The sequence below is a fragment of the Paraburkholderia dipogonis genome, assembly GCF_042680985.1.
Lineage (GTDB): Bacteria > Pseudomonadota > Gammaproteobacteria > Burkholderiales > Burkholderiaceae > Paraburkholderia > Paraburkholderia phytofirmans.
On record NZ_JBHUFR010000016.1, the window covers coordinates 455,540 to 481,483 of the forward strand.

Below are 25,944 nucleotides of genomic sequence, written 5' to 3' on the forward strand. Positions count from 1 at the left end.
GAATCCATTTGTCAGGTTTGGAAATAACCGGATATCGTCAAAGGCTTTTTGTAGACAAATGAAAAGACCTATGAGAGAGTTCGCGCGAGCACTCATCTTTCCTTTTATTACACGACTCAAATAAAGGGAGCCGCCACATTCCATGCGAATAGCGCGCCGGCCTTCGTCTCACATAGTGCTCGATGCGTTGCGAGAAAGAAAAAGCGGTACGTGTAGCCGGCGCAAGACGACTTGTCATGCCACGAGCCGGCGAAACGTTGCAAGAGGCTACTGAGGGGACAGTATCGATGAGCATCGCAGTCGGAACAGAGTCGGGCGCTGCCACGGCTAAGCGACCACATCAGCCTGGCCGGCAATTGGTGCTCCGCCATGCGATTGCCTTTCCTTTGCGTCTCCCCTTCGGACCTTCATAAACCAGACATTCGTCAAGCGTCCGGGGAGCCAGTGCTTCGAAAACCGGCGCTCTGATCGATTTTCGATATTTACTTAGTCATGCGAATCGCATTGTCGGCGTGGGAATGCGCTCGTTCTAGGGATTCATGATTCGCCGGCGGTAAGAGGAGTTTGCCGCGGATCCAACGTCAAGGCGACGCGCGCCGAAGCTAGACCAATTAAACACGATAAGTAGGCATCCTGATTATGTGGGGTGCATATCCATGCTCGTACTTGTGAACTTCGAATTTCAATTAACTGGTGAGGCAACGACATGAACAGAGCATATCGGACCATCTGGAACAAGGCGCTAGGCGCCTTCGTAGCCGCGTCGGAGCTGGACACGTCGCGCGGCAAGGGAAAGTCGGGAGCGGCTGCTTCCGTATGCGACGCACGCGGCGGCGAGCGGGATGCCGCGGTGTCGCCCGGTTCGGGACCGCGTGTCGTCACCGTGCTGTTGCTAATGGGTTTTGGGGGATGGGGCGCGCAGGCGCAAGCGCAGTTGAGCTGCGCGTCGGCGCCCTATAACTTCTATAGTGGCAGCACGACGTGCGTGGGCTTGGCGTCCATGGCCTCTGGCGGCGGAGCCACCGCGGTAGGTTATGGCGCCAGCAGTACGGGCATTAATGCCTTGTCCCTTGGCTTTCAGGCCATTGCTAATGGTATCAACGCCATTTACGTGGGGGCGCGCGCTGCTCCGGGCACCGGCGCAACCTCGCAATCGGCGATTGGCATCGGTACGGATGTCACCGCCAGCGGATCGTCGGCTATCGGGATTGGCGTCGATGTCGTCTCGAGCGGGAATGTGTCCACTGCTGTCGGTCCGTTGGCGAAAGCAACCGGGGACAACAGCGTTGCAATGGGTTCGAGTGCCAACGCTGCCGCCTCGGGCGCGGTCGCATTGGGCAGCGGAGCCACCGGCTCCCAGACGAACGGCATAGCCGTTGGCTCGGGAGCCAGCGCCACCGGTGCAAACGCCCTTTATCTGGGCGCGCGCACCGCGGCGGGCACCGGTTCGACCGGAACGGCCTCCATCGCCATCGGCACCGATGTCACCTCGAATGCCGATTATGCGGCGGCGATTGGCTTCCAGGCCGTGGCAAGCGGACCCGCAGCCGTCGGAGTGGGCTATACCGCCGCTGCTTCCGGGACGCATGCTGTCGCTGTCGGTTTCCAGTCCATCGCCAGCGGTCTGAACGCCGTTTATCTCGGACCGCGCTCCGTCGCGGGCACGGGCGCAACGGCGGCGGGCGCGATTGGCGTTGGCACGGACGTGACTGCGTCCGGTCCCTCGTCGCTGGCCGCGGGCACCGTGTCCAAAGCCACGGCGCAGAATGCCGTGGCTTTGGGCGCGGGCGCCGCCGCCTCAGGGCTCAATGCTCTCGGAATGATGAACGGCTCAAAAGCCACCGGTGCCAATTCGATAGCGTTGGGGTCATCCGATACCGTCGCGGAAGGCGGCGCGTCGGCACCGGCGACGGTGGCAGGCGCCGCAGCGTCGGGCATTCGTGCGATTGCGATCGGTTCCGGCGCGAGCTCGGCTGGCTCGTCGTCCATCGCGATAGGCGACTCGGCGCTGACGGGCGCCAACGCAAATGCGCTTGCCATGGGCACCTCCGCAACGGCTAACGCGGCCAATGCTTCCGCCATCGGCAATGCCGCAAGTGCGCTCGCCGCCTCGACGGTTGCGATCGGCGACGGCAGCACAGTCGCTGCCGCAGCCGGCGCGGGTTCGTTCGCCGGCGGCCACAATTCGCAGGTACTCGGCGGGACGGGCGCAGTCGCGCTCGGTCAGGCGCAGACCGCGAGCGGCAACGGCGCGGTCGCGATCGGCGATCCCAATACCGCGACCGGCAATGGCGCGGTCGCCGTGGGCGCGAACAATACCGCCACGGGCGACGGCGCGATAGCGCAGGGCAACGGCAATACCGCCAACGGCCAAGGTGCGGTCGCGCTGGGCAACGCGAGCACCGCGAACGGCGCGAGCGCGCTGGCGTTGGGCGATTCAGCGTCGGCCAACCAGACCCATGCGATTGCACTCGGTGCCGGCGCATCGACCAGCAACGCGAACGACGTCGCATTGGGCGCGGGCAGTACGACCGCGGCGCCCCATACGGGCACTACTGCGCTTTACGGCGGCACCGCGGCCGGCATTGCGAACGCGGCGAATGGCGTGGTGTCGGTCGGCTCCACCGGCAAAGAGCGGCAACTGCAGAACGTGGCGGCCGGTGTCATTTCGGCTGCCAGCACCGACGCGATCAACGGCTCGCAACTGAATACGGTTGTCGCCGGCGTCAATAATCTCGGCGCGTCGACGGCCGGTACGTTGGGCGGCGGCGCCAGCTATAGCGCGACGACCGGCGATATCACCGGCTTTAGCCAGCCGGTCAACACCGTCAGCGCTACCGGAGCAGTAAGCGGACCCAACCCGCAGACGACGGTTGCCGGCGCGTTGACCGCGCTGAATACGAATATCGACAACACCGCCAATATCGCGGTCAAGTACGACGCGGCGGGCGGAACGAAGATCACGCTCGGTGCGACCGGCGGAGCGGGAGCCGGGTCTGCGGTGACTATCACCAACATGGCGCCGGCCGCATTGAATGCCACGAGCACGGATGCGGTGAATGGATCCCAGCTGTTTGCCACCAACCAGCAGGTGTCGACCAATACCACCGCGATTGCCAACATCAACAATGGCGGCGGGATCAAATATTTCCACACCAATTCGGTGTTGGCTGACAGTGTCCCCACCGGCACCGACGCAATCGCGGTGGGACCGGTCGCCAATGCGTACGGTAACGGTTCGATCGCCCAGGGCCTGAATGCGGTGGCCGGCGTAAATGGCGCACCCACGACAGCTAACGACATAGCGTTGGGCAACGGGGCTCAAGCCACGGGTGGCGACTCGATCGCTCAGGGCAGCGGGGCAATTGCGAACACGGCCGGCGCCATTGCGATCGGTCAGACGGCAACCGCCACCGGCGGCAAGGCGGTGTCGATCGGCGTGGGCAATACCGCCAGCGGTAACGGCGCGGTCGCCATCGGCGATCCGAACTCGGCGATCGGGACCGGTGCGATAACCATGGGCGCGAACAATACGTCCAACGGCCAGGGCGCGGTGGCGCTCGGCAATGCCAATATCGCAACCGGCCAGGGCGCCGTCGCGCTGGGCAATGCATCGCAAGCGAACAACGCGGGTTCGATCGCGTTCGGCGACGCCGCAACGGTGTCGGCCGCGGCGACGCAAGGCGTGGCGATCGGCTCGGGCGCCGCGGTCACCAACGCCGGTGCTGTAGCTCTGGGTGCGGGAAGCACGACAGCCGCCGCGGTGGGGACGCCAGGCGCGACGATCAATGGGACCGCGTACACGTTTGCCGGCACCACGCCGGCGAGCACGGTCAGCGTCGGCAAAGCGGGCGCCGAACGCACGGTGACGAATGTCGCCGCGGGCCAATTGAACTCGGCCAGTACCGACGCGGTGAACGGCTCGCAGTTGTACGCGACCGATCAGGCCGTCGACGCGCTTGCCACGACGGTGACCGCCAACAAGACGCACTACTACAGCGTCAACGACGGCGGCACGCAAGGCGCCAACTATGCCGACGACGGCGCCACCGGCGTCAACGCGCTGGCCGCGGGTGTCGGCGCTCTGGCTTCAGGCGTGAGCAGCACGGCGTTGGGCAATGGCGCGCAGGCGCTGGCGAACAACGCAACCGCATTCGGACTGCAAGCAACGGCTTCGGTTGTCGGCGGCGTGGCGATCGGCTCGGGATCGGTTTCGGATCGTACGGTTCTGCCCGGAGCGGGATCGATCGCCAACGGCTCCCACGCGATTCCGTTCAATACCTCCGACGAGACATTGCTTGGCGCAGTGTCCGTCGGCAGCAGCACGGCCTACCGGCAGTTGACCAACGTGGCCGACGGCACGCAGGCGCAAGATGCGGTCACCGTCAGGCAACTGGCGGGCGCACTGTCGTCGTTTTCAGTCACGGGCACGAACTATTTCCACGCCAATTCGACGGCGGCCGATTCGCTCGCCGTGGGCGCGGAGTCGATCGCAGTCGGACCGACGACCGTCGTCAACGGCGACAACGGCGTAGGTGTCGGCAACGGGGCGGTGGTCGATGCAACGGCGCCCGGCGGTGTTGCGATCGGCCAGCAATCGCATTCAGCCGCGGCTGACGCAATGGCGCTTGGCAGCGGCGCGGTCGCGAGCGGCGCGCAATCGGTTGCGCAGGGCGCCAACGCGAATGCCGCGAACCAGGGCGGCGTGGCGATCGGCTCCGGCGCGCAAAGCAGCGCTACCGACGCGGTAGCGCTAGGTGCCGGGGCCAGCTCGACGTTCGCCAATAGCGTGGCGCTGGGCAGCGGATCGACAACGGCCGCGGCGGTGGCGACACCGGGCGTCACCATCAACGGCACGGCCTACACCTACGCGGGTACGGCTCCGACCAGCACGGTCAGCGTGGGCAGCGCGGGTCACGAGCGCACGGTGACCAACGTGGCGGCGGGCCAGGTGAGCGGGACCAGCACCGACGCGGTGAACGGTTCGCAGTTGTATGCGACCGATCAGGCAGTCAGCAGTCTGTCCACAGCGGTAACTGCCAACAAGACGCACTACTACAGCGTCAACGACGGCGGTACTCAGAGTGCCAACTACGCCGACGACGGCGCCACCGGCTTCAACTCGCTTGCGGCGGGCGTGGCTGCCAGCGCAACCGGCGCTGGCAGCGCGGCGTTGGGTCAGGGCGCAGTGGCGAACAACGCCAACGCGGTCGCACTCGGCAGCGGTTCGACCACCGCCGCGGCAGTGGCAACGACTGGCGACACGATCAACGGCACGGCCTACACGTACGCGGGGACTGCCCCGACGAGCACCGTGAGCGTGGGCAGCGCGGGTCATGAGCGCACGGTGACCAACGTGGCGGCGGCCCGGGTGAGCGCAACCAGTACCGATGCAGTGAACGGTTCGCAGCTGTACGCGACGGATCAGGCTGTCGACAACCTCGCCGGTGTAGTCACGGCCAGCAAAACGCACTACTACAGCGTCAACGACGGCGGCACGCAGGGTGGCAACTACAACAACAATGGCGCCACGGGCGTCGATGCGCTGGCGGCGGGTGTGGGGGCGACGGCCGTCGGGGCGAGCAGCTTCGCCGGCGGCAACGGCGCTGCCGCGCAAGCGGACAATGCGCTTGCATTGGGCGCGCTGTCGAGCGCGTCGGTGGCTGGCGGAGTCGCGATCGGCTCGGGGTCCGTGTCCAATCGCGCGGTCCTGTCCGGTATCGGTTCAATTGCGAATGGCACCCATGCGATTCCCTTCAACACGTCTGATCAAACCTTGCTCGGCGCCGTGTCTTTCGGCAGCGCGGCCGGCAATACCTATCGCCAGTTGACCAACGTCGCGGACGGCACGCAGGCCCAGGACGCGGTCACGATCAGACAGCTTGCGGGCGCGCTCTCGTCGTTCGCTGTTTCCGGGCAGATGTACTTTCACGCGAATTCGACGGCGGCGGATTCGCTGGCGGTCGGCGCGCAGTCGATTGCCGTCGGACCGACCACCGTGGTCAACGGTGACAACGGCGTGGGCATCGGCAACGGCGCCGTCGTCGATGCCACGGCACCTGGCGGCGTCGCGATCGGCGAGAGCTCGAACGCGGCACAGGCCGATGCGATTGCGCTCGGCAGCGGCTCGGTCGCAAGTGGTGCGCAGTCGATCGCACAAGGCGCGAACGCAAAGGCCGCCAACGCGGGCGGCATTGCTATCGGCTCGGGGGCGCAAAGCAGCGCCATCGATGCGGTCGCGATGGGCCCGGGCGCGAGCGCGACAATGGCAAACAGCGTTGCGCTGGGCGCGGGATCGGTGACGACGATTGGCGCGTTGAGCAATTACATCGCGTATGGATTGAGCAGTCCGCAGTCGTCCGCGGGTGAGGTCAATATCGGCAATCGGCAGATCACCGGTGTGGCTGCCGGCAAGGCCGGAACCGATGCGGTGAACGTCTCGCAACTGGACGCGGTGTCGACCCGACTGACCACGCTGATCGACCAGCGGACCACCAACAACGGCGGCAGCTTCTCGTCCTCGCCCGGCACGCCGACGCCACCGTCGTCCACGGGTTCGAATTCGTCGGCGGGCGGCCAGGGCGCATCGGCATCCGCGTCGAATAGCACGGCGGTGGGCAACAGTTCGCAAGCCAGCGCGACGGGCGCGACCGCTGTCGGGGTTGGCGCGGCCGCGAGTGGGAATAACTCGGTGGCGCTGGGTTCCAATAGCACGGACGGAGGCCGCAGCAACGTGGTGTCCGTCGGCTCGCTTAACGATACGCGGCAGGTGGCGAATGTAGCCGCGGGAACGCAGGGGACGGACGCCGTCAACGTGGACCAGCTCAATGCCGGGCTCGCGCAGGCCAACGCGTATACCGACCAACGCGTGGACCAGTTGCAATCGGGCATCAACTCGGTCGCGCGCAATGCCTACTCCGGCATCGCCGCGGCGACCGCATTGACGATGATTCCGGAAGTCGACAAGGACAAGACGTTGTCATTCGGTATCGGCACAGCGGGCTTCCGTGGGTATCAGGCCGTGGCGCTGGGCGGAACCGCGCGTCTCACCGAGAACATCAAGATGAAAGCCGGCGTCGGCATGAGCCCTGGCGGCACAACCTTCGGAATGGGCGCGGCCATGCAATGGTAGTGCGCGGACGCCTTCGCTCAAGCGCGGACAACGTGATCGCGCGCCGCACCGGGCGTGCGAAAAATAATATGGAGAACACAATGAAGCAGATTTCCGGATGGAGTTTGTCACTGAGCCTGATTTTTCTTGCGGGATGTTCGAGTGCTTCCGGGCCGACGTTTAACGCCTATACGATCACGGCCGCGGACGGCGCGCGGCTTCATCAGGTCGAATGTCATGGAATATTCGAAGGACCGGCTACCTGTATGAAAGTGGCCCAGAGGATTTGTCAGGGAGAGCCGGTTCGGCCTGTGCAGAAAGTCGGACGCCTCCTGCCGGACAATGACCAGGCCGATGTCACGCGGCGGCTCACATTCGCGTGTGGTGACGCGCCGGATACCGCGGCTTCTGCGGACTCGCAGCAGGCCGCACCTGTGGCGCAAACGGTCGATGAATTCGTGCTGCAAAGCGATGCCCTGTTTGCTTTCGGACAGTCGAGCCGCGCTTCGATCTTACCGGGCGGAGCGGCTGCTCTTGACCGGGTCATCGCGCGTATCAGGCAGAGTCGCGGCGTTCAGTTCATTTCTGTCGTAGGTCACACCGACCGTCTTGGGCCTGAAACGGTCAACTACCCGTTGTCCCTCGCGCGTGCCCAGACAGTGAGGGAGTACATGATTGATCATGGACTGGACGGTGAGTTGATTCACGCAACGGGGGTGGGCTCCCGCAATGCAACGACGCAATGTCCGGACGGCGGCGGCAAGTCGCTCATCGCGTGCTTGCAACCGGACAGGCGGGTTTCCGTTGAAGTTCGCGCAGAGTGAGATAGCCCGGCGCCGAACGAACTCGCGATGACCGGGCGAACGCTACACTGCGTATTTTCGCCGACAACTTTGCCCGGAGGATGCGCATGGACCGCATGGCGACGATGGAAACTTTCGTGACGGTGGTCGATGCGGGTTCATTCTCTGCCGCCGCCCGTCGCCTGAAACTAGGTCAGCCGGCTGTCTCAAAGGCGGTCGCCCAATTGGAGGAACGTCTGGGCGCCCGCTTGCTATTGCGATCGACACGCGGTCTGGCGCCGACGGCTGCCGGGCAGCGGTTTTACGAGCACGCACTTAGAGCCATCCATGAGGCAGATCAAGCCGAACAGGCAGTGCGCGAGTCGTCCGATGGCTTGTCGGGGCAACTGCGCATAGGCGCGGCCGTGACCTTCGCCCGGCTGCACGTTTTGCCGGCGCTAAAGTCTTTCCTCGATCAACACCCCAATCTGAGCATCGACATCGTGCTCGACGACCGGTCCGTCGATTTGCTCGAAGAGGGCGTCGATGTCGCATTGCGTATGGGCACGCTGGACGACTCGAGCATGACCGCGCGTCGCATCGCGAACGGACGGCGGCTCGTAGTCGGCACGCCGTCATATTTCGCGCAAGCCGGACTTCCGCAAACACCTCTCGACCTCAGCCGGCATCAGGCGGTCGTCTATTCGTTGCGAGGCGGCGGTGAATCGTGGTTGTTCAGCCGCGATGACGGATCGGATTCAACCGTGATGTTGTCCGGCCGAATCAGCGTGAACGCAGCTGAAGGCATGCGCACGGCAGTGCTCGCTCACATGGGCCTTGCTGTCGCATCGGAATGGATGTTCGCACCTGAACTCGCGAATGGCACGGTGCAGGCCGTCCTGACTGACTGGACCTTGCCGACCATCGACGTGTGGGCAGTTTTTCCCGCCGGGCGTATGGCGACAACGAAAGCGCGGGCCTTCGTCGCGTTCGTCGCGCACATTCTCAATGAGGACGCATCCAGCGACAAGCCAATCGCCTAGCCCCAGTGCAGCCGGGTTCGATTGGCCTCGATCCGCTCCCTTGCCGCGGGAATAGGAGCTATTCCCCGGCCACGACTACCGTACGACGCCACCTGAGCGGAGGATACGCATCAACCAATGCATTGAAGATTGGCTCTGATACAGCGGTCTCTTTTGGCAGTTCATGCCGGAGGACCGATTCAAAACCTACCCGTTGAGGAAAACCATGACTCAAGCTCTGAAAGGCAAACTCGCCCTCGTTACCGGCGCTTCGCGCGGAATCGGTGCAGCCATTGCGGCACGTCTTGCGCGCGATGGTGCATCCGTCATCGTTCACTATGCGTCGAGTGCGCAACGCGCCGAAGCAGTCGTCAAGGAGATCCGCGATGCCGGCGGCGAGGCTGAAGCCGTGGGCGCCAACCTGTCGAAACCGGAAGGCGTCAGAAGCCTCATCGACTCGCTGAACGGCGCGTTCGGCGGCCGTTTCGAAGGGCGGCTAGACATCCTTGTCAACAACGCGGGCACGGTCGAATACGGGCCATTTCTCGATTCTTCGGAGAGCTCATACGACACGCACTTCAACCTGAATGTTCGTGCGCCGATCGAACTGGCAAAAGACGCGGCGGCGCGCATGGTCGCGGCGGGCTGGGGGCGCATCATCAACGTCGGCTCGGCCTTTGGCGAAGCCGCGCCACTGCCTGGCGTGACGCTCTATATCGCGTCGAAGTTCGCTCTCAGAGGCTTCACCCGCGGGCTCTCGCGTGAACTCGGCAAATACGGCGTGACCGTGAATGCTGTTCAGCCCGGTCCGATCGATACAGAACTTGCTCCGCAGCCCGGCACGGAAGATCACGCGACGATGACAAAGCTCGCGAGCGTCGGCCGTTTCGGCAAACCGGCGGAAATCGCTGCGGCCGTCGCCTATCTCGCCAGCCCCGAGGCAGGCTACACGACCGGCGAAAGCCTGACGGTCGACGGTGGATGGATTGCCTGAGGCGGGCCAGGAAAATCTGCAAGATTGCCGATCAGCGGGAAGAACTGCGCGTGGCACGTCTCGACCACTCGAGTGCTTTCTCGCTGCCTAGCGCCGCTGCGGCCCCAACATCCGGGTCAGCGCACGCGCCAGTTCTTTCACGACCGGGTCAGCGGTCGGGCGATGCAGGAGGGCGATATCCATGGTCTTGATCGGCGGAAGCCCGCTTTTCGGCGTCAAGACGACGTGTTCCGCCGTGACGGCGCGCGCGGGCAGGAGGCTGACGCCGAGACCGTCCGCAACCGCGGCCTGGATGCCGCTCAAACTCGAACTGATGAAACTGAGCCGCCAGCGGCGCCCGAGTGCTTCGATCGTGTTGATCATGTCGTCGCGATAAAGGCCGCGCGGCGGAAACGCGACGAGCGGAACGGGATCGAGCTGGATAGAAGGGTTCTTTACGCTGTCGATCCACCTCAATTGCTCGGGCCAGGTCGCGACGGCTTCACGGCTGTTACGCCGCTGTTTGACGATGGCAAGGTCGAGGTCGCCGCGATCGAAGCTAGCGCTCAAGTCGCGGCTCAAGCCACTGGTGACTTCCAGTTTCACTTGCGGATGCTTGCGGTTGAACGTGGCGAGCACATGCGTCGTCGGTCCGCCAACGAAGTCTTCCGGCACGCCGAACCGGACAGTCAGCCCCACGGTCGCGCCCGACAGCGCTTCGATCATTTCATCGTTGAGCGCGAGCATTCGGCGTGCGTATCCAAGCAGCGTTTCGCCGGCATCGGTTGGACGCACATCCCGGCTTCCGCGATCGAGAAGTTTATGCCCGGCCATGTCCTCCAGCCGCCGCACTTTCTGGCTAACCGTGGACTGGGTGGAGTGGAGCCGCGCGGACGCGGCGGTGAATGTGCCGCAGTCGGCGACCATGACGATCGCCTTGAGCAGATCCAGATCGAACAGCGGCCTACGCGTTTTTGCACTGTTTGCCATCGAGCTATCTGATTTCCGAATGTCCTCGCCGACTTGTATCACGCATGGGGCAGGCCGGCAATATTGCACCGCCCCAACGAACCGCAAGCCTACGTTTCGTTTACGGGGCATCCGTAAGGTAACCAAAGAATAGAAACGTGTTCTCGCCGCTATTCGATTTCCAACTGGCTATCAGTGGAACATTTCATTTTTGAATGCGAGGTTGTCTAGATAACATCGGTGAGTGGCGATGCGGTGCATCGACCCAACCCCAGCTTCTGATCGAGCGTTCACGTCCTTCGCGCAAGGTTCATATGAAACTCCGACTCCTCCTCGCCGCGCTGCCATTCATTGGCATGTACTCGGGCGGCACGCTCGCGGAGCATCTGCCGATGCTCTTCGGGATGCCGTTCCTGCTGTCATGGAACCTGATCTGGATGGCCGGCACGGCTGCCGTTCTCGCTTTCATCCTTTACCTCGACACCCGCGATGAAGCGATGAATGCCGCCAACCCGAACGGAGGCCGGCAATGAACGTGGCGCTAATCATCATCATCCTGTTCGCCGCGTTTGCACTGGGGATCGGACTGTTCGCCCGCCGCGGCAAGAAGCTGAGTCTCGAACAATGGGCAGTCGGCGGCCGCGGCTTCGGTTCGCTGCTTACCTTCCTGCTGATGGCCGGTGAAGCATTCTCGACTTTCACGTTTCTCGGCGCGAGCGGCTGGACCTACAGTAAAGGCATTCCTGCTTTCTACATTCTGTCGTACGGCTGCCTCGCGTACGTGATCGGCTACTGGATGCTGCCCGCCATCTGGCGCTATTCGAAAGAACGCGATCTGGTCTCGTTCGCCGACTATTTCGCGTCGCGCTACGAGAGCCGTAGCATTGGCGTGCTCGTATCCATCGTCGCCGTCTTCGCGATGGTATCGCTGCTGATCATCCAGTTGCGCGGGCTCGGCATCATCGTGTCGGAGATGTCGTACGGCACGATCCCGCCGGCCGTCGCGATCTGGATCAGCGCGATTCTGATGACGGTGTACATGACCGTGTCGGGTATTCACGGCTCCGCGAGCATCGCGGTGGTGAAGGACGTGCTGATCCTCGGGCTAGCCATTTTCCTCGGCCTCTATCTGCCGCTGCACTATTACGGCGGCATCGGCGCCATGTTCACGCGCATCAACGAGGTGCATCCCGAGCTGCTGCGAATGCCTGAACACGGCTTCAACCTGAGCTGGTACAACTCGACGATCCTGCTGACTTCTCTCGGCTACTACCTGTACCCGCACGGCTTTACGGCCGTCTATGTGGCCCGCGACGCGAAGGCGCTGCGCCGCAACGTGGTGATGATGCCGATCTATCAGGTGCTGATCGCCTTCCTGTTTCTCGTCGGCTTTGCCGCCACCCTGACGGTTCACGGGCTCGAGGGCGCGCAAACCGATCTGGCGCTGCTTCGTCTCGTCAAGCAGACGTTCGCGCCGTGGTTCGTCGGCATTGTGGGCGGCGCCGGGCTGCTCACCGCGCTCGTGCCGGGTTCGCTGATCATGCTCAACGCGTCGACGACGATCGCGCGCAACATCTATCGCGAAGGCTTCGCGCCGCGCGCCACGGAGCAGCAGGTCGCTCGCGTTGCTCGCATCGCGCTGCCGCTGTTCACGCTGGTGGTGGTCTACTTCACGCTGGTCGGCGGGGCCACCTTCGTTACGCTGGCGATCTTTTCGTCGAGCCTGCTCACGCAACTGCTTCCAATGCTCGCTTCGAGTTTCCTGAAACGCCCGTTCGGCACCCGCGAGGCCGCATTCGGAGGGATTGTCGCTGGCGCTAGCGTGCTAGCGCTCGTAAGCTGGCGGGGCGTGACCCTTGCGTCCCTGTTCCCCGGCGCACCGGCCACGTTGACGTCCATTAATCCCGGACTCGTGGCGCTATTCGCAAACGCGGGGGTTTTCATCGCGATCAGCGCCGTGCAGCGCGCAGTGCGGGCCCGTATGGCTACTTCAATCGAATCGACATGACTTCTTCTCATTCTTCTCTCGTCATTTCCAATGTGCGGCTGGCCGACGGCCAGACCGTGGTTGTGTCGATCGCCGACGGCCGCATCGCCGCTCTCGGCCCGGACCTCGCGCCGCGACCGGGCGCCGTTGTGGAAGACGGCGGCGGCGCGTTGCTGCTGCCTGGTTTCGTCGAAGGGCACACGCATATCGACAAAACCAACTGGGGCAGGCCGTGGTATCGCAACGAGGTCGGCGCGACGCTGCTCGACCGGATCAACAATGAGCGGCGCTGGCGCAAGGAGTCGGGTCACGACGCGGGCACGCAGTCGCTCGCGCTTGCGCGTGCCTTCGTGCAGGCGGGCACCACGCGCCTGCGTACACATGTGGACGTCGATACCGACGCGGGTTCGCGCTACCTCGAAGGTGTGCTGCAGACCCGGCAGACGATGCGCGACATGCTCGACATACAGATCGTGGCGTTTCCGCAGTCGGGCGTTTTGGGCCGTCCGGGAACGGATGAACTGTTGGAGCGCGCGCTCGCCGACGGCGCGGACGTGCTCGGCGCACTCGATCCGGCCTTGATCGACGGCGATCCGGTCGCGTCGCTGAATCTGACGTTCGCGCTCGCCGAGCGTTATCGCAAGCCGATCGATATCCATCTGCACGAGCCCGGCGAGGTCGGCGCGTTCAGCCTCAAACTGCTGCTCGATCGTGTCGAGGCGCTGGGCATGCATGGGCAGGTCGTGGTCAGCCACGGGTTCTGTCTGGGTGCATTGCCGGAGCGCGAACGCGACGTGCTGCTCGAACGGATTGCGCGTCTGAATGTGGCCCTCCTGACCTCGGCGCCGCCGTCACGTCCGGTTCCGCCATTGAAGCTCTGCCGGGAAAAAGGCATCACTATCTTTGGCGGCAACGACGGCATTCGCGATACCTGGTCGCCGTATGGCTCGCCCGACATGCTCGAACGCGCGATGTTGATCGGCCTGCGCTACGACATGCGCCGCGACGACGAACTGGCCATCGCATTCGACTGCGTCAGTGCAGCGGCGGCGCGCGGCTGCGGCTTTCACGACTACGGGCTGCATGCCGGCGCGAGGGCGGACCTCGTGCTGGTCGACGCGGAGACCGTCGCGCAAGCGGTGGTCGGCCGGCCCAGGCGCAAGCTGGTGGTGGCCAACGGGCGCATCGTCGCGCGCAATGGTGAACTGGTCGCGGCGGCGTAAGGTGACGGCTTCAGAAGGACGATGCACACGGAGAGGATTCGCGTATGGACAATCGTGAACGGGTCGATGTACTGATCAAAAACGGCTGTGTGATCACTGTCGATTCGCAGCGTCGTGTGATTGAAGATGGCGCAGTCGCGGTGAAGGGCGAGCGCATCGTCGCGGTCGGCGAGACGTCGGCGCTTGCGTCGCAATACTGCGCGGAGCGCGTGATCGACGCGCGCCGCAAGGCCGTGCTGCCTGGGTTGATCGATGCGCACGCGCACGCCGGCCATGCGATGCTCAGAACCATCGGCGGCGCGGACGGCGATGCGTGGACCGATGCGTGCGAGACGATTTACACGCGAGCGTCCGACGAAACATTCTGGGAAGTGGAGTCGCACCTGACGGCGCTCGAGCGTCTGAAGGCCGGCGTGACGACCGGCGTGTCTCTGCTTGGCGGAGGGAATTCGATCATGCGCGTCGATGATCCGGTGTACGCGCGGCGTCATTGCGACGCGGTGGTCAGAACCGGTACGCGCTCGATCGTGGCGGTCGGTCCGTCGCGTCCGCCCGCGCCGCGTGCCTATACCCGCTATACAGCGGACGGCAGCGTAACGCGGGACGTCGATTTCGACACCATGTATGAGGTTTGCAAAGAAATCGTCGACACGTGTCACGGCGACGCGAGTGGTCGCATCGGCATTGCGCTGACCTTGCCCGTTTATGCACCGGAGCACTACCCTGAGCAGGCCGCGTACGAGCAGGAATTTCGCGCGCAGGCCGGGCAGTACATGGCGCTTGCCCGCGAACGCGGGCTGCGCTTCACCCAGGACGGACATCGGGCCGGTACGCTCGCCTTCGCCCATCGCGAGCTGGGACTGCTGAACGAAACATCGTTCATGTCACACGCAATCGATTTGACGGACGACGACATCGCGGCCTGCGTCGAGACCGGTGCGTCGATCGTGCACAATCCCAGCGCGATCATGTCGATCATCGGACGCTGTCCGGTGCCGGAGTTGATCGACGCCGGGGTCAACGTGGCGATTGCCTCGGACGGCGCGGCCCCCGATCGCGGCTACGACATGTTCCGCCATATGTGGCAATGCATGCATTACCATCGCCGCCATTTCCGCGACCCGGACGTGCTGCCGCACGGCAAGGTTCTCGAAATGGTGACCATCGACGCCGCGCAGGCGCTGTCACTAGATGACAGCCTGGGGTCGCTCGAAGCCGGCAAGCTGGCCGACATCATTCTCGTCGACCTGTTCAAGCCGCACATGATGCCGATGAACATGCCGGTGTATCGCGTCACCTGCTTCGCCAATGCCGGCGACGTGTGCATGACGATGGTCGGCGGCAAGATCCTGATGGAGGAGGGCCGCGTGTCGACAGTCGATGAAGGCGAGATACTGGAGCGCGTCACCGCGGCCGCGGAACAGATGCTCGAGCGCAGCGGCTTGCGTCACCTGCTCGACACGCCGTCGACGCTTTGGCAGCGTAGCCATTACTAGCGTGCGCCGTTGTGCGCCGCTCTGCGTGAAGCGCTGGGGCCGGTTACGATCACTGGGCTATCGAATTCACATGACTTTGATCCCGGCTTCGACTGAGGGTTACTCGCGGCTCTTGACCTTTCCGCGCGCACGAAAACGAATTCTTTTCAAACCCTCACGAGCAGTTTGCCGATGTTGCCGCCTTCGAACAGGCTATTCAGCGCAGCAGGCAGTCGTTCGAATCCATCGACGAAAGTCTCCTTGAATACGATCTCACCGCTCTTAACCCAGGGCGCCACTTGCGCCACCATTTCGTCCATACGATTGGTGTAGTCTCTGGCCAGCACGCCCTGGATGGTGGCGCGCTGAAAGAGCATGTGCTGTAAAAATCGTGGGCCGACGTCCGGCGTGTCCAAACCACCGTCGTATTGACTGATCGCTCCGCAAATCACGATGCGGGCCCGGCGCTTGATAAGCGGGATCACGGCATCCGTGATCGGGCCGCCGACGTTGTCGAAATAAACGTCCACCCCGCCTGTGGCCTCGATCAGCGCGCTCGTCAAGTCTTCGTGCGTCTTGTGTTCCCGATAATCGACCGCGCGATCCAGCTTCAGTTCGTCGAGCAGGAATCGGCATTTGTCTGGACCACCGGCAATGCCCACGACCTTGCAGCCCGCCTTTTTCCCGAACTGTGCAACCAGCGAGCCGACCGCCCCGGCCGCGCCGGAAACAACCAGAGTGTCGCCAGGGCGCGGCCGGCCGGCTTCCATGAGACCAAACCACGCGATACGCCCCGGCATGCCGAGCACACCGAGTGCTGTGGAAACCGGCGCGCTTGCCGGATCGAGCTTGGTCAGTTCGCTCTGATGGCACCGCGCATATAGCTGCCAGCCCGAATAAGCCGACACCCAGTCGCCCTTGGCGAACAGCGGGCTGGCCGACTCGACTACTTCGCCCACGATACCGGAGCGTTGCACGATGCCGAGGGGATGCGGCACGTCATACGTATTGCGCTCGTGCTGCTGGATGCGAATGTACGGGTCCACGCTGATATACCGCGCGCGGACGATCACTTCGTTCTCTGCCAACGGTCCCGGGATTTCGCTTTCACGAAGCTCGTAGTGTTCCGATCCGACGCGACTCGTGGGACGTTTTACATAGAACCATTGGCGATTCGAATAGGGTGCGTTCATGGATTGGATTTCCGGAGCGAATTGCGATGCCGTGGGGACGAATCACTTGAGTCGCACGAAGCCGTTGCGATGTGGGTATGACGGATTCAGCGAGGCGAGACATTCGTGCGCCGATATTTTAGTTTTATGGACAGCCGCCGTCTAATCATAATTTGTCCGGCTTGGCAGTAGTTTTTCTACTGCTTTGTCGCGATCGCCTGGCTGTTGTCGCTGCTTTTGGTTCATATTGAGCCTGCGTGATCAGCCAGTCTCGCATTGCCCGAATAGTCTCCGAGTCGCGCCGGTCCTCGGGATAGACGACGTAATAGCCGAGTGAGAGATGCAACGCGAAATCGAAGAGGCGGCACAGTCGGCCGGCGGCGAGATCCCGTTCCACGAGTTGCTCGCTGGTCAGAGCGACGCCTTGGCCCGATATCGCGGCATCGATTGCAAGGGAGGACTGGCTGAATCGAGGACCCTTACTCGCATCGACATGTCCTCCCTCGTTCAGCGCTTCGAGAAATTCGGGCCACAGGTTATGCGAATCATGCAGCAAGACGTGACGCTTCAGATCGGACGGCTTTTTCAGTGGTCGTCTCGCGTCGGCCAATGAAGGGCTGCAGACCGCGTAGATATCGACCGGAAAGAGTGGATCGGCAGCTAGTCCCTTACCGAAAGGCGGCTTGCCGTGGCGGATCGCAATATCGACACCGTCGCCCTTAAAAGTCGAGAGTTGTTGATCCGCGATTACGCGCACTTCAATGGATGGATGGGCGTCCGTAAACATCGCCAGCCGTGGGATGAGCCATTTCGACGCAAATGAAGGCGTCGTGCTGACCGTCAAACTCGATGCCCGGTGCGTGAGCGCTTCTGTTGCGTTCGCGATGATCGTCAGCGCGCGCTGCACCGATGAGAAGTAAATCGAACCATTCACAGTTAGCGCGAGCCCGCGTGGTAGGCGATCGAACAACTGATGTCCAAGAACAACTTCGAGATTGCGCACCTGTTGAGCAATCGCACCCTGAGTGACACCTATTTCCTCTGCAGCGACACGAAAGTTGAGATGACGAGCGGCGGCTTCGAATGCCCGCAACGCGTTGAGAGGGGGAAGGCGCGACATCTTGGTTGGGGACGGCATACAGAGGAAAACTACAGTCTTGGAGTAAGCGGTGATTCGACGCGATCGGCGCCTGGACGCGCTAAGTTAGCACATCGTGGTCCCGAACGTTGCTATTGCAATACCGAAACACATAGTTTCGCCAGCCGTTCGTCGAGCGAGCGGCCCTGAACGTCGATCTGGGCGCTGTGGAACTGGCTGAGTTGGGTCGACGGCTTATCGTATTCGATCGTCGTACCGCCCTGTGCGTTTTCGTAGACCATGATACGCAATGGCGCGTACAGTCCCGCCGCCATATTGACGCTGGTCATTTCGGTCGCGGTGAGAATATTGCCGGTGAAATACTCGGTGCCGTTCCTGCGCTGTCCTTTCAGCACGAGCCAGTCTCCGTGCAGACCAATGTAATGAATCACAAGACCGTCGTTGCCGGCGGCTTTCTGAAGGGCGGCACGCAATTCGCCGACCTTGTCCTGCTTCAGTAGCGTGCGGATATGATCGTCGAGTCGGCCGAGACGGCTCTCCAGATCCTGTTTGACGGCAGCGTAGGGTTTGCTGGAAGAGACGGTCACGTGATCGATAATCGTCTTTGTTTCCGATACCTCGACGGTCGCCGCGACCGCTTGCGTACAGAACACGTTCATGCTGATCGCGGCAGTCGCCGCCATAGACAATGCAACTCGTGAAGCAGTAGTACGTAAGTTAATCACTGTTGTCTCCTTGTTGGACAAATAGGTAGAGTGAGTGCGTTTTCTCGCGTCAGTGTTCCGACGCGGCTTCCGCGCCAAGGCCGCTTAGCATTCGAAGTTGCTGGGCGTCAAAGGAAGCGTCGGCGGCATTCTGGCGGGTCGTGACCGATCCGATCCAGCCCGCGATGAAGCCCACCGGAATGCTGAACAGACCGGGATTCGAGAGCCAGAAAGGCGGAGCGGAATCCTTGAAGATGATGCCTTTCGCGCCAATGACGGCCGGCCCCAGCAGTACGAGCCCAATCGAGGAAAGGGTGCCGGCGAGCACCGCGGCTACAGCGCCGCGATCCGTGAAACGCCGCCAGTACATCGAGAAGAGAATGACGGGCAAGTTTGCGCTGGCCGCAATGGCGAACGCGAGCCCTACGAGAAACGCGACATTGAACGTCTTGACGAGCAGCGCGAGCCCCATCGCGGCGATACCAAAGACTATCGTGGCGATCTTCGCGATCACGACCTGCCGGCGCTCCTTGTCGCGAGACGCCGAGAAGAGCTGGCCGAAGATGTCGTGAGAGATGGTCGAGGCCGAAGAAATCATGATGCCGGAGACGACCGCAAGGATTGTCGCGAAAGCAATGGCCGACACGCAGGCGAGCAGAAGTTCGCCGCCGGCAGAACCCGCACCCCCGCCGAGTGTCGTGGCGAGTAGCGTAATGGCGCTATTTCCCGAACTATGTGTGGCGAGAATCGCCGCAGGTCCTACGATTGCGGCGGCGGAAAATCCGAGCACGATCATCATTACCGCAAAAGACGTCATCACGATCAGGCCGATTTTCGCGGACTTTCGCGCCGCGACGGCGGACGGCACCGTGTAAAACCGGGTCATGACGTGCGGCAGTCCTGCTGTGCCCAACGCCAGGGCGAGCGTGAGCGATAGCGTATCCAGCGGATCCTTGAAGTAGCCGCCCGGCACGAAGTACTGCGCCGGATGCAACGACGAGAGGCGTGCCTTATTGAACAGCGCACCCACGTCGAAGGAAAAATGCGCGAGAGCGAGCAGCACGAGCACCGCGCCGGCAGTCCAGACGAGCACGGCCTTGACGATCTGCACGTAAGTCGCGGCCACCATTCCGCCGAACAGTACATACGCGATCATGAGTATGCCGATCAGCACGATTGCGGCGTTGGTGCCGATCGGTAGTAGCAGACTCGCCAGTGCGCCGCCGCCGACGAGTTGCGCGAGTAGATAGGCTAACGAAATGATCAGCGAAGAAACCGATGTGGCTGCTCGCACGCCGCGGCTGCGCAAACGCAGTGCGACCACATCGGAAAGGGTGTATTTGCCGCAGTTTCTGACCGGTTCGGCGACGATCAGCATGATCATGATCCATCCGGCGATAAAGCCGACCTGATACACGATGCCGTCGAATCCGAACAGTGAAACGAGTCCCGTCACACCGAGAAACGAGCCGGCGGACATAAAGTCTCCCGCCAGCGCGAGGCCGTTCTGAAACGGCGACAGATTGCGGCCGGCTACGAAAAATCCGGAGGTTCCGCGCGATCGGCGAGCGCTCCATCCGGTGAGAATGAGGCTGAGTCCGATAAATCCCACGAAAGCGATGATTCGAAGCCCGCCGTGACTGATCAGATTATTCATGGCGATCACCGTTCAATTGTGCAAACGCGCTGTGAAGCAGTTCGGCCGCTTTCGGGTCGTAGACTCGCTCTGCCCATGCGCAGTAGCCCCAGAAGGTAGCGATCGTTAGCGCGAATTGAACGACTACCGCGAGCAGCCCAAGATTGAGCTCGCCGTAGACGGATAGGGACATCGCGCCAGGAAACTCCAGTACTGCGATCAACAGGCCGAAATAGATTCCCAGTGAGGCATAAAGCAATGACCACACGAAGCGGTTCCGGAACTTTGCGAGCGCTCGCGTCTTCTCTTCGAGAGACAAGCCGGATGATCTGACTTTTGTCACGTTTTGCCTCTCGAACTCCGCGTTGATTGATTCCATCGATTGCATGTCGGGTCTCCTCCGTGATGGTGTTCATGACAGACAGCTGAAGCGGCGAATCGCTAGCGCTTTGCCGGCAAAACTTCTCCGCGGCTCTCTCCAAAGCCGATTCGAGCAAAGCCTGCTTTCTCACAGTGGCCGCGCAGAATAATGGCGTCGCCATCCTCTACGTACCCGCGCTTTTCGCCGGTATTCAGCGTGGCCGGTTCGCTTGCGTTGCGTGCAAGTTCCATCAGCGCGCCTGCTTCCGATTTCTCCGGACCCGAAATGGTGCCGCTGCCAAGCAGGTCTCCTGCGCGCAGATTGCAGCCGCCCACGGCGTGATGCGCGACCATCTGAGCGATGCTCCAGTACTGATGTCTGAAACTCGTGCGTGAGAGTTGCGCGGCCGGGAGATTCCCGGCTCTATGGCGAGAAGTTTCTATGCAGACTTCCAGCTGGATATCGATCGCGCCCGTCGTGCTATTGCGGTCGGAATCCAGATAAGGCAGCGGCTTTCCGTCGGTGTGCGGACGGGGCAGAGGTAGCCTGAACGGCGCCAGCGCCTCCATGGTCACGATCCACGGCGAGATCGTGGTGGCAAAATTCTTGGCCAGAAACGGCCCTAGCGGCTGCATTTCCCACGCCTGAATATCGCGAGCGGACCAGTCGTTGAGCAGACATAGCCCGAATACATGACTGTCGGCATGATCCAGATCGATCGGCTCGCCAGCCGCATTGCCTTGCCCAATGTAAATGCCGAGTTCGAGTTCGTAGTCCAGCTTGCGCGACGGCGAGAAGATTGGTGCATCTTCGCCTGGAAGCATGATTTGGCCCGCGGGGCGCCGGAACCGCTGGCCACTGAGCCCGATGCTAGAAACCCGGCCGTGGTACGCAATGGGGATCGATTTGAAGTTGGCGCCCACGCCGCTCAGGCCGAGTAGCTTGCTGATGTTGGTCGCGTGATGAATCGACGTATAGAAATCCGTGTAATCGCCGATCTGCGCAGGCAGGCCGTATTCCATTTCCGATTGCGGGATCAGACACGCCTCGAGCGCCGCGCGATCGTCCGAGGGGGCTCGCTCGTGGAGCGCTGCAAATAGCGCGTGTCGTACAGCGCGCCATGCGGACGGACCCATCGAGAAGAACTCGTTGAGCACGGGCTGAGCGCACGCCTGCGCAGCCTGGCCCGCAATGCCATTGAGACTGGCACGAGACGCCCAGGCCGCCATGTCGATCACCTGGTCGCCGATTGCGACCGCACCGCGGAACGCCTCATCGGAATGCTTTCTGCGGAAAACCGAAAACGGCAAGTTCTGGATTGGAAAGTCACACGCCGGTGCATTGGCGGACTCGACCCAACTGCGCGCAGCGGGATCATGCGTCTGATTCAGTGTGTGTTGCATGTTCGTCTCGATTCATTCGGTTAAAGCGCGAGCCGCTCGCGTCATGGCGGCGACGGTCAGTCGAACGGATGCGTGGGGCTGAGCCTGCTGAGAAGGATTCCGCGCTCCTGCAAATCCCGAATGAACGCCGCGCTGAGCTTGCGTTCGGAGAGCACTTCGGCGTTATGCTCGCCCTGGAAAGCTGGGCTGCCCGGCTGCGGTAACTCAGATTCGCTGAAATGCCACGGCGCGCCGGGCATGCGTGTCGTGCCGCCTGATCTGTCGTCGACATCGACTAGCGCACCCCATTCCTGCACCCACTCGGAATTGGCGAACTCGTTGACGCTCCGGACCACGCCGATAGCCAGTCCCGCTTCGCTGACTTGCGTCTGGAGCTGATCCAGGTCGTTGAACGTGAGAAGCCAGGCGCGCACTTCGGCCAGCAGATCTGCAATGTTTCGCCGCCGCAAAAGCGCCGTGCCGAAGCGGGGATCGCTCAGCAAATCGTTGCGACGCATCATCGCGCAGTAGCGCGAAAACATCGGCGTGTAGATCGGGCTGCCTGCGATGGTGAGTTGGCGTCCATCGGGCAAATCGAAGATGTGCGAATCGGGCGCCGAGAGAATGATTGGTTCGCCATCCGTATCGATTTCCGACAGTTGTGCGCCCACGCGTTCGTTCACCGATAGCATGGTGGCCGCCATCGAGACGTCGACGTGTTGCCCCTCGCCGGTACGCGCACGATGTTGAAGCGCGGCCAGAATCCCGATCACGCCATGAAGGCCGGTGTACATGTCGGCGTGGCTGCATGCGTCGTTGCGGACTTCGGTGAGCGCAGCGCCGAAATGGTGCTGGACGATGTCGGTCAGTCCCGACTCGGCTTGCACGGTCGGCGCGAACGCGGGACGATTGCGCCATGAAGTCGATTGTCCGTAGCCGCTCAAAGACGCGTAGATCACAGACGGGTTGAAAGCGCGCACCTGTTCATAGCCGAGTCCAAACCGGTCCAACGTGCCCGGGCGAAAATTCTCGACGATGATGTCCGCGTCCCGGCACATGTCGACCATGATCGCGCGTGCCTCGGGGAAGTTGAGATCGAGGCTCACGTTGCGCTTGCCGGCGTTCTGCTGCACGTAATACAGCGACATGTCGCCGATATGCGGCATGCTCACGCGGCCGATATCGCCGGAGGGTGGTTCGATCTTGGTCACGGTGGCGCCGAGATCGAGGAGCGTTTTGGTGCAATGCGGTCCAGCCAGTACTCGCGTGAAATCGATCACGCGAATACCTTCGAGCGGTGCGGACATGATCAATCTCCCTTGAATTCGGCGGTGGCGGGCCCGGTCGAAAAGAACGAAGCGAAACCGCGTTCGCGATCGCCCGTCTGCCAGATCAGGTTGTTAAGGTTGATCTGTTCGAGGTCCGCGCTGCGCACGCCGCCGTTGGCAGCGAGGTTCGCCTGCTGCTTGATGCCGTGGAGAACTTTGGTAGGGCCTGCCGCTAGTTGCCGGGCGAACGACATGGCGGCGGTCTGGAGTTCGGCTTCGGGCACGACGTGATTGATGATTCCCCAGCGCTCGAATGCTTCCGCCGCGTGCCGCCGTCCGATCAGTGCGATTTCCTTGGCGCGAACAATGCCCGCTCTCTGTACGAGTCGTTGCGTGCCGCCGAGCAGCGGAATAAGACCAACGATGTTCTCGACCTGGCCGAAGTACGCCGTGTCCGCGGCGACGATCATGTCGCACGTGAGCGCAAGTTCGAGGCCGCCGCCGAGCGCGGCGCCGTGAACGGCGGCGAGTGTCGGGACCGGCGCGTTTTCCAGCACGTCGAGAAACTCGAGGAATTGATCGGCGTTGTGCTGGATTGCCGTTTTGCCATCGGTAAATGAGTTCATTTCCGCGCCGGCGGAAAAGTGCCGCATGTCGCTCTTGAGCAGGATCGCGCGCGCGCCATCGTCGACCACGCCGTGATACGCGGCGAGCAGATCCGCGATCATCGCATCGTCGATCAGGTTGTGCGGCGGCTTGGCTAACGAAACGATTCCGACGGCGCCATCCATTTCAATCTTTACTGTGGTCATGGTTTTCTCTGCAATGTGCGATAGGCGAGGCAAAGGCCGCTGGCATCAGTCAGCGTGTTGCGTCGCGGCGTGGACGGGACCGATTGCGCCATCCACGATTGCAAGACGCGCGCCGATCAGGGTTGTCACTACTGTTGGGGTGGGTTGAATTGAGGGCTTCATGGCTTGTCTCCATCTGTTTTTCGGCATGCGCCGTTGATGGTTACTATCTCAGTGAGATGATTGAGCGGCAACGTCCAACCCTGCCAATTGCCGTGTCAAACTGTGCCAAACGCGCAAGACGAAGATTGGAAAAATATGCGAGCATGTTGGCAACTGGAGCGAGACATACCGTGCGACCACCTAAAATCATCACGCCATTGCATCCGGATCTCGACGCGCCGACGCAGAGTCTTCTCGGCCTGGCCGCGCTCGCCGCCGAACTCGCCGCCGAGGGCGTTTCGGTCAATAAACTGTTCGCGAATACGGGCGTCCATGCGAACCAGTTGGAGGATTCGCATGCGAGAATCTCGCATCGTCAGCGCCTCGCCATTTATCGAAACGCTCAACGGCTTGCAACACGAGCCGATGTTGGCTTGCTTGCGGGTGCGCGTCAGAGGATCAGCGACTTCGGCATATATGGCTATGCCATGGTCAGCAGCACGACCTTTGGAGACGCCCTGAAATTCAGCGTCGAAAATGTCAGGATGGCCGGCGCGGTTTTGCAGATCAGCTATTCCACGGAGGGAGACACCGGCATTCTGCGCAGCCACGGACTCGCATCGCTCGGCGACATGTTGCCGTTTGTCGCCGAATTCTGGCGAAGCTCGATGACCGTGTTATTCAGCCGCGTGCTGGAAGCGCCTTTTCCGTCGAAGCGCATGGTCATGGCATATCCGGCGCCGCCGCATTGGCGGAATTACGAAAGAATGTTTGACTGTCCTGTGGAATTCGGCGCGGATACGATGGAGTGGCATTTCGACGTGCATGTACTGGACCGTCCGTGTCCAAATGCGAATCCAATTACTGCGCAAATCTGCCAGCAATTGTGCGATCGCATTCTTGAAGAACGCGACGGCATTCCCGAACTTCCGCGCCAGATCCGCATGGCCTGCCTTAACGCACCGGGCGTGTTTCCATCCGCCGAGAAGATGGCCGCCCAACTCGGCATGTCGGTGCGAACTTTGCATCGACGTCTGGCCGACGACAACTACTCGTATCAAACCTTGCTGAACGATGTGCGCCGGTCGCTCGCCATCGAGTTTCTGGAGAACACGCGGCTTCCTATCGATCAGGTTGCCGAACGCATTGGATTTTCGGACGCGGCGAGCTTTCGCCGGTCATTCAGGAAGTGGACTGGAAACTCCCCCAGTCTTTATCGGAAGGGAATGGACAAGGATGGGTGACGGGAGTGGCGCGTCGATTATCCGGTCCAGTTGCAGACCTTAAACGCGTCGGTCAGAATTGGCGTCAATGTGCCCAAGCTAAGATTGCAAGTCGCACTCCGCCGTCGGAGCCGCCCCTGAATCCAAAAGAAAACATGAGACGACTATTCCTTGCTTCGCTCGCAGCCATCTCCTTCGCGACCTCTGTCCATGCGCAGAGCAACGCGGCTGGCCCGCTCGCCACGCCTTCGGGCGCACTGGAATTCGTGCGCGCCGACCGCGAATTCGTGGGGATGCTCGATAAGGAAGTATTCGATCGCTTCGGCGCGAACGCGCTCACGCATTTTGACGAGGTCGGTAACGTAAGCGACACCGTCACGCGCACGCTCGTGCAGACTAATGCCGGTCCGGTGCTGTACGACTTTCGCCATCGTCCGCCACTCGTGCAGCGCTCGGGTCAGCGCATGACGGTCAAGCGCGTGTTCTGGCAAGGCGATGAAGTCGTGATGCAAAGCTCGCAAGGCTGGTTCAGATTCAAAGGCGGCGTGCTGACGAAGCTGCAGTCGTCTACGACAACTTACCATTGATTGCGCGGGCGGCTTGC

At 62.1% G+C, this 25,944-nt stretch carries 19 protein-coding genes; 10 read left to right on the forward strand and 9 right to left on the reverse strand.

The genetic code is table 11. The annotated features are described in order from the left end of the window. Positions 1 to 706: 706 nt before the first annotated feature. From ACFSNN_RS22195 to ACFSNN_RS22210, 4 genes are all read left to right on the forward strand, one after another. Entirely contained in the window at positions 707 to 7,132 is a 6,426-nt protein-coding gene (locus ACFSNN_RS22195; protein ID WP_134455752.1) for an ESPR-type extended signal peptide-containing protein, read from the forward strand. Positions 7,133 to 7,212: 80 nt separating this feature from the next. Beyond that, positions 7,213 to 7,935, forward strand: a complete 723-nt coding sequence (locus tag ACFSNN_RS22200; RefSeq protein ID WP_134455753.1) for an OmpA family protein — start codon at positions 7,213 to 7,215, stop codon at positions 7,933 to 7,935. A gap of 86 nt (positions 7,936 to 8,021) precedes the next feature. Continuing rightward, positions 8,022 to 8,936, forward strand: a complete 915-nt coding sequence (locus ACFSNN_RS22205; protein ID WP_134455754.1) for a LysR family transcriptional regulator — start codon at positions 8,022 to 8,024, stop codon at positions 8,934 to 8,936. 205 nt (positions 8,937 to 9,141) lie between these two features. Beyond that, complete coding sequence (locus ACFSNN_RS22210) at positions 9,142 to 9,909, forward strand: SDR family NAD(P)-dependent oxidoreductase (protein ID WP_134455755.1); 768 nt, start codon at positions 9,142 to 9,144, stop codon at positions 9,907 to 9,909. A gap of 87 nt (positions 9,910 to 9,996) precedes the next feature. Here the strand turns inward: ACFSNN_RS22210 and ACFSNN_RS22215 are convergent, their stop codons facing one another. Then, entirely contained in the window at positions 9,997 to 10,878 is an 882-nt protein-coding gene (locus ACFSNN_RS22215) for a LysR family transcriptional regulator (protein ID WP_134455756.1), read from the reverse strand. Positions 10,879 to 11,171: 293 nt separating this feature from the next. Between ACFSNN_RS22215 and ACFSNN_RS22220 the strand changes: the two genes are divergently transcribed. Genes ACFSNN_RS22220 through ACFSNN_RS22235 form a run of 4 tightly spaced genes read left to right on the forward strand, consistent with a single transcriptional unit; the run spans position 11,172 to position 15,563 of the window. After that, on the forward strand, positions 11,172 to 11,390 hold the full coding sequence (locus ACFSNN_RS22220) for a DUF3311 domain-containing protein (protein ID WP_134455757.1): 219 nt from the start codon (positions 11,172 to 11,174) through the stop codon (positions 11,388 to 11,390). Further along, positions 11,387 to 12,865, forward strand: coding sequence for a sodium:solute symporter family protein (locus tag ACFSNN_RS22225; RefSeq protein WP_134455758.1), 1,479 nt, complete (start codon positions 11,387 to 11,389; stop codon positions 12,863 to 12,865). The genes ACFSNN_RS22220 and ACFSNN_RS22225 overlap by 4 nt, the downstream gene beginning before the upstream one ends. After that, positions 12,862 to 14,067 (forward strand): amidohydrolase family protein, encoded by a 1,206-nt coding sequence (locus tag ACFSNN_RS22230; RefSeq protein WP_134455759.1) that lies wholly within the window; start codon positions 12,862 to 12,864, stop codon positions 14,065 to 14,067. Before ACFSNN_RS22225 ends, ACFSNN_RS22230 begins: the two co-directional genes overlap by 4 nt. A 44-nt stretch (positions 14,068 to 14,111) precedes the next feature. Then, entirely contained in the window at positions 14,112 to 15,563 is a 1,452-nt protein-coding gene (locus ACFSNN_RS22235; protein WP_134455760.1) for an amidohydrolase family protein, read from the forward strand. A gap of 146 nt (positions 15,564 to 15,709) precedes the next feature. Here the strand turns inward: ACFSNN_RS22235 and ACFSNN_RS22240 are convergent, their stop codons facing one another. The 8 genes from ACFSNN_RS22240 to ACFSNN_RS22275 all read right to left on the reverse strand — a co-directional run bounded on the left by ACFSNN_RS22240 (position 15,710) and on the right by ACFSNN_RS22275 (position 23,976). Continuing rightward, the gene (locus tag ACFSNN_RS22240; protein ID WP_134455761.1) at positions 15,710 to 16,735 is read right to left on the reverse strand and encodes an NADP-dependent oxidoreductase; all 1,026 of its coding nucleotides are present in this window, start codon (positions 16,733 to 16,735) and stop codon (positions 15,710 to 15,712) included. A 145-nt stretch (positions 16,736 to 16,880) separates the two neighbouring features. Further along, on the reverse strand, positions 16,881 to 17,834 hold the full coding sequence (gcvA, locus tag ACFSNN_RS22245) for a transcriptional regulator GcvA (RefSeq protein ID WP_244322721.1): 954 nt from the start codon (positions 17,832 to 17,834) through the stop codon (positions 16,881 to 16,883). A 110-nt stretch (positions 17,835 to 17,944) separates the two neighbouring features. Beyond that, entirely contained in the window at positions 17,945 to 18,496 is a 552-nt protein-coding gene (locus tag ACFSNN_RS22250) for a DUF302 domain-containing protein (protein ID WP_244322722.1), read from the reverse strand. Positions 18,497 to 18,587: 91 nt separating this feature from the next. Continuing rightward, complete coding sequence (locus ACFSNN_RS22255) at positions 18,588 to 20,174, reverse strand: solute symporter family protein (protein ID WP_134455763.1); 1,587 nt, start codon at positions 20,172 to 20,174, stop codon at positions 18,588 to 18,590. Then, positions 20,167 to 20,541 carry a DUF485 domain-containing protein gene (locus ACFSNN_RS22260; RefSeq protein ID WP_134455764.1) on the reverse strand — a complete coding sequence of 125 codons (375 nt, stop codon included), beginning with the start codon at positions 20,539 to 20,541 and terminating at the stop codon, positions 20,167 to 20,169. Before ACFSNN_RS22260 ends, ACFSNN_RS22255 begins: the two co-directional genes overlap by 8 nt. Positions 20,542 to 20,594: 53 nt before the next feature. Further along, positions 20,595 to 21,917 (reverse strand): fumarylacetoacetase, encoded by a 1,323-nt coding sequence (gene fahA, locus ACFSNN_RS22265; RefSeq protein WP_134455765.1) that lies wholly within the window; start codon positions 21,915 to 21,917, stop codon positions 20,595 to 20,597. Between the two features lie 56 nt (positions 21,918 to 21,973). Next, positions 21,974 to 23,203, reverse strand: coding sequence for a CaiB/BaiF CoA transferase family protein (locus ACFSNN_RS22270; protein ID WP_134455766.1), 1,230 nt, complete (start codon positions 23,201 to 23,203; stop codon positions 21,974 to 21,976). Positions 23,204 to 23,205: 2 nt separating this feature from the next. Then, positions 23,206 to 23,976, reverse strand: a complete 771-nt coding sequence (locus tag ACFSNN_RS22275; protein WP_134455767.1) for an enoyl-CoA hydratase/isomerase family protein — start codon at positions 23,974 to 23,976, stop codon at positions 23,206 to 23,208. A gap of 122 nt (positions 23,977 to 24,098) precedes the next feature. Here ACFSNN_RS22275 and ACFSNN_RS22280 point away from each other — a divergent pair, with 122 nt between their 5' ends. Together ACFSNN_RS22280 and ACFSNN_RS22285 are read left to right on the forward strand one after the other, a co-directional pair. Continuing rightward, positions 24,099 to 25,361, forward strand: a complete 1,263-nt coding sequence (locus ACFSNN_RS22280; protein WP_244322723.1) for an AraC family transcriptional regulator — start codon at positions 24,099 to 24,101, stop codon at positions 25,359 to 25,361. Between the two features lie 134 nt (positions 25,362 to 25,495). Next, entirely contained in the window at positions 25,496 to 25,927 is a 432-nt protein-coding gene (locus tag ACFSNN_RS22285) for a hypothetical protein (RefSeq protein WP_134455768.1), read from the forward strand. Positions 25,928 to 25,944: the final 17 nt, after the last annotated feature.

Excerpts from the sequence above, each read along its gene's own strand:
- ACFSNN_RS22195 (WP_134455752.1), top strand. The coding sequence starts at position 707 with ATGAACAGAGCATATCGGACCATCTGGAACAAGGCGCTAGGCGCCTTC.
- ACFSNN_RS22200 (WP_134455753.1), top strand. The coding sequence starts at position 7,213 with ATGAAGCAGATTTCCGGATGGAGTTTGTCACTGAGCCTGATTTTTCTT.
- ACFSNN_RS22205 (WP_134455754.1), top strand. The coding sequence starts at position 8,022 with ATGGACCGCATGGCGACGATGGAAACTTTCGTGACGGTGGTCGATGCG.
- ACFSNN_RS22210 (WP_134455755.1), top strand. The coding sequence starts at position 9,142 with ATGACTCAAGCTCTGAAAGGCAAACTCGCCCTCGTTACCGGCGCTTCG.
- ACFSNN_RS22215 (WP_134455756.1), bottom strand. The coding sequence starts at position 10,878 with ATGGCAAACAGTGCAAAAACGCGTAGGCCGCTGTTCGATCTGGATCTG.
- ACFSNN_RS22220 (WP_134455757.1), top strand. The coding sequence starts at position 11,172 with ATGAAACTCCGACTCCTCCTCGCCGCGCTGCCATTCATTGGCATGTAC.
- ACFSNN_RS22225 (WP_134455758.1), top strand. The coding sequence starts at position 11,387 with ATGAACGTGGCGCTAATCATCATCATCCTGTTCGCCGCGTTTGCACTG.
- ACFSNN_RS22230 (WP_134455759.1), top strand. The coding sequence starts at position 12,862 with ATGACTTCTTCTCATTCTTCTCTCGTCATTTCCAATGTGCGGCTGGCC.
- ACFSNN_RS22235 (WP_134455760.1), top strand. The coding sequence starts at position 14,112 with ATGGACAATCGTGAACGGGTCGATGTACTGATCAAAAACGGCTGTGTG.
- ACFSNN_RS22240 (WP_134455761.1), bottom strand. The coding sequence starts at position 16,735 with ATGAACGCACCCTATTCGAATCGCCAATGGTTCTATGTAAAACGTCCC.
- gcvA (WP_244322721.1), bottom strand. The coding sequence starts at position 17,834 with ATGTCGCGCCTTCCCCCTCTCAACGCGTTGCGGGCATTCGAAGCCGCC.
- ACFSNN_RS22250 (WP_244322722.1), bottom strand. The coding sequence starts at position 18,496 with ATGGCGGCGACTGCCGCGATCAGCATGAACGTGTTCTGTACGCAAGCG.
- ACFSNN_RS22255 (WP_134455763.1), bottom strand. The coding sequence starts at position 20,174 with ATGAATAATCTGATCAGTCACGGCGGGCTTCGAATCATCGCTTTCGTG.
- ACFSNN_RS22260 (WP_134455764.1), bottom strand. The coding sequence starts at position 20,541 with ATGCAATCGATGGAATCAATCAACGCGGAGTTCGAGAGGCAAAACGTG.
- fahA (WP_134455765.1), bottom strand. The coding sequence starts at position 21,917 with ATGCAACACACACTGAATCAGACGCATGATCCCGCTGCGCGCAGTTGG.
- ACFSNN_RS22270 (WP_134455766.1), bottom strand. The coding sequence starts at position 23,203 with ATGTCCGCACCGCTCGAAGGTATTCGCGTGATCGATTTCACGCGAGTA.
- ACFSNN_RS22275 (WP_134455767.1), bottom strand. The coding sequence starts at position 23,976 with ATGACCACAGTAAAGATTGAAATGGATGGCGCCGTCGGAATCGTTTCG.
- ACFSNN_RS22285 (WP_134455768.1), top strand. The coding sequence starts at position 25,496 with ATGAGACGACTATTCCTTGCTTCGCTCGCAGCCATCTCCTTCGCGACC.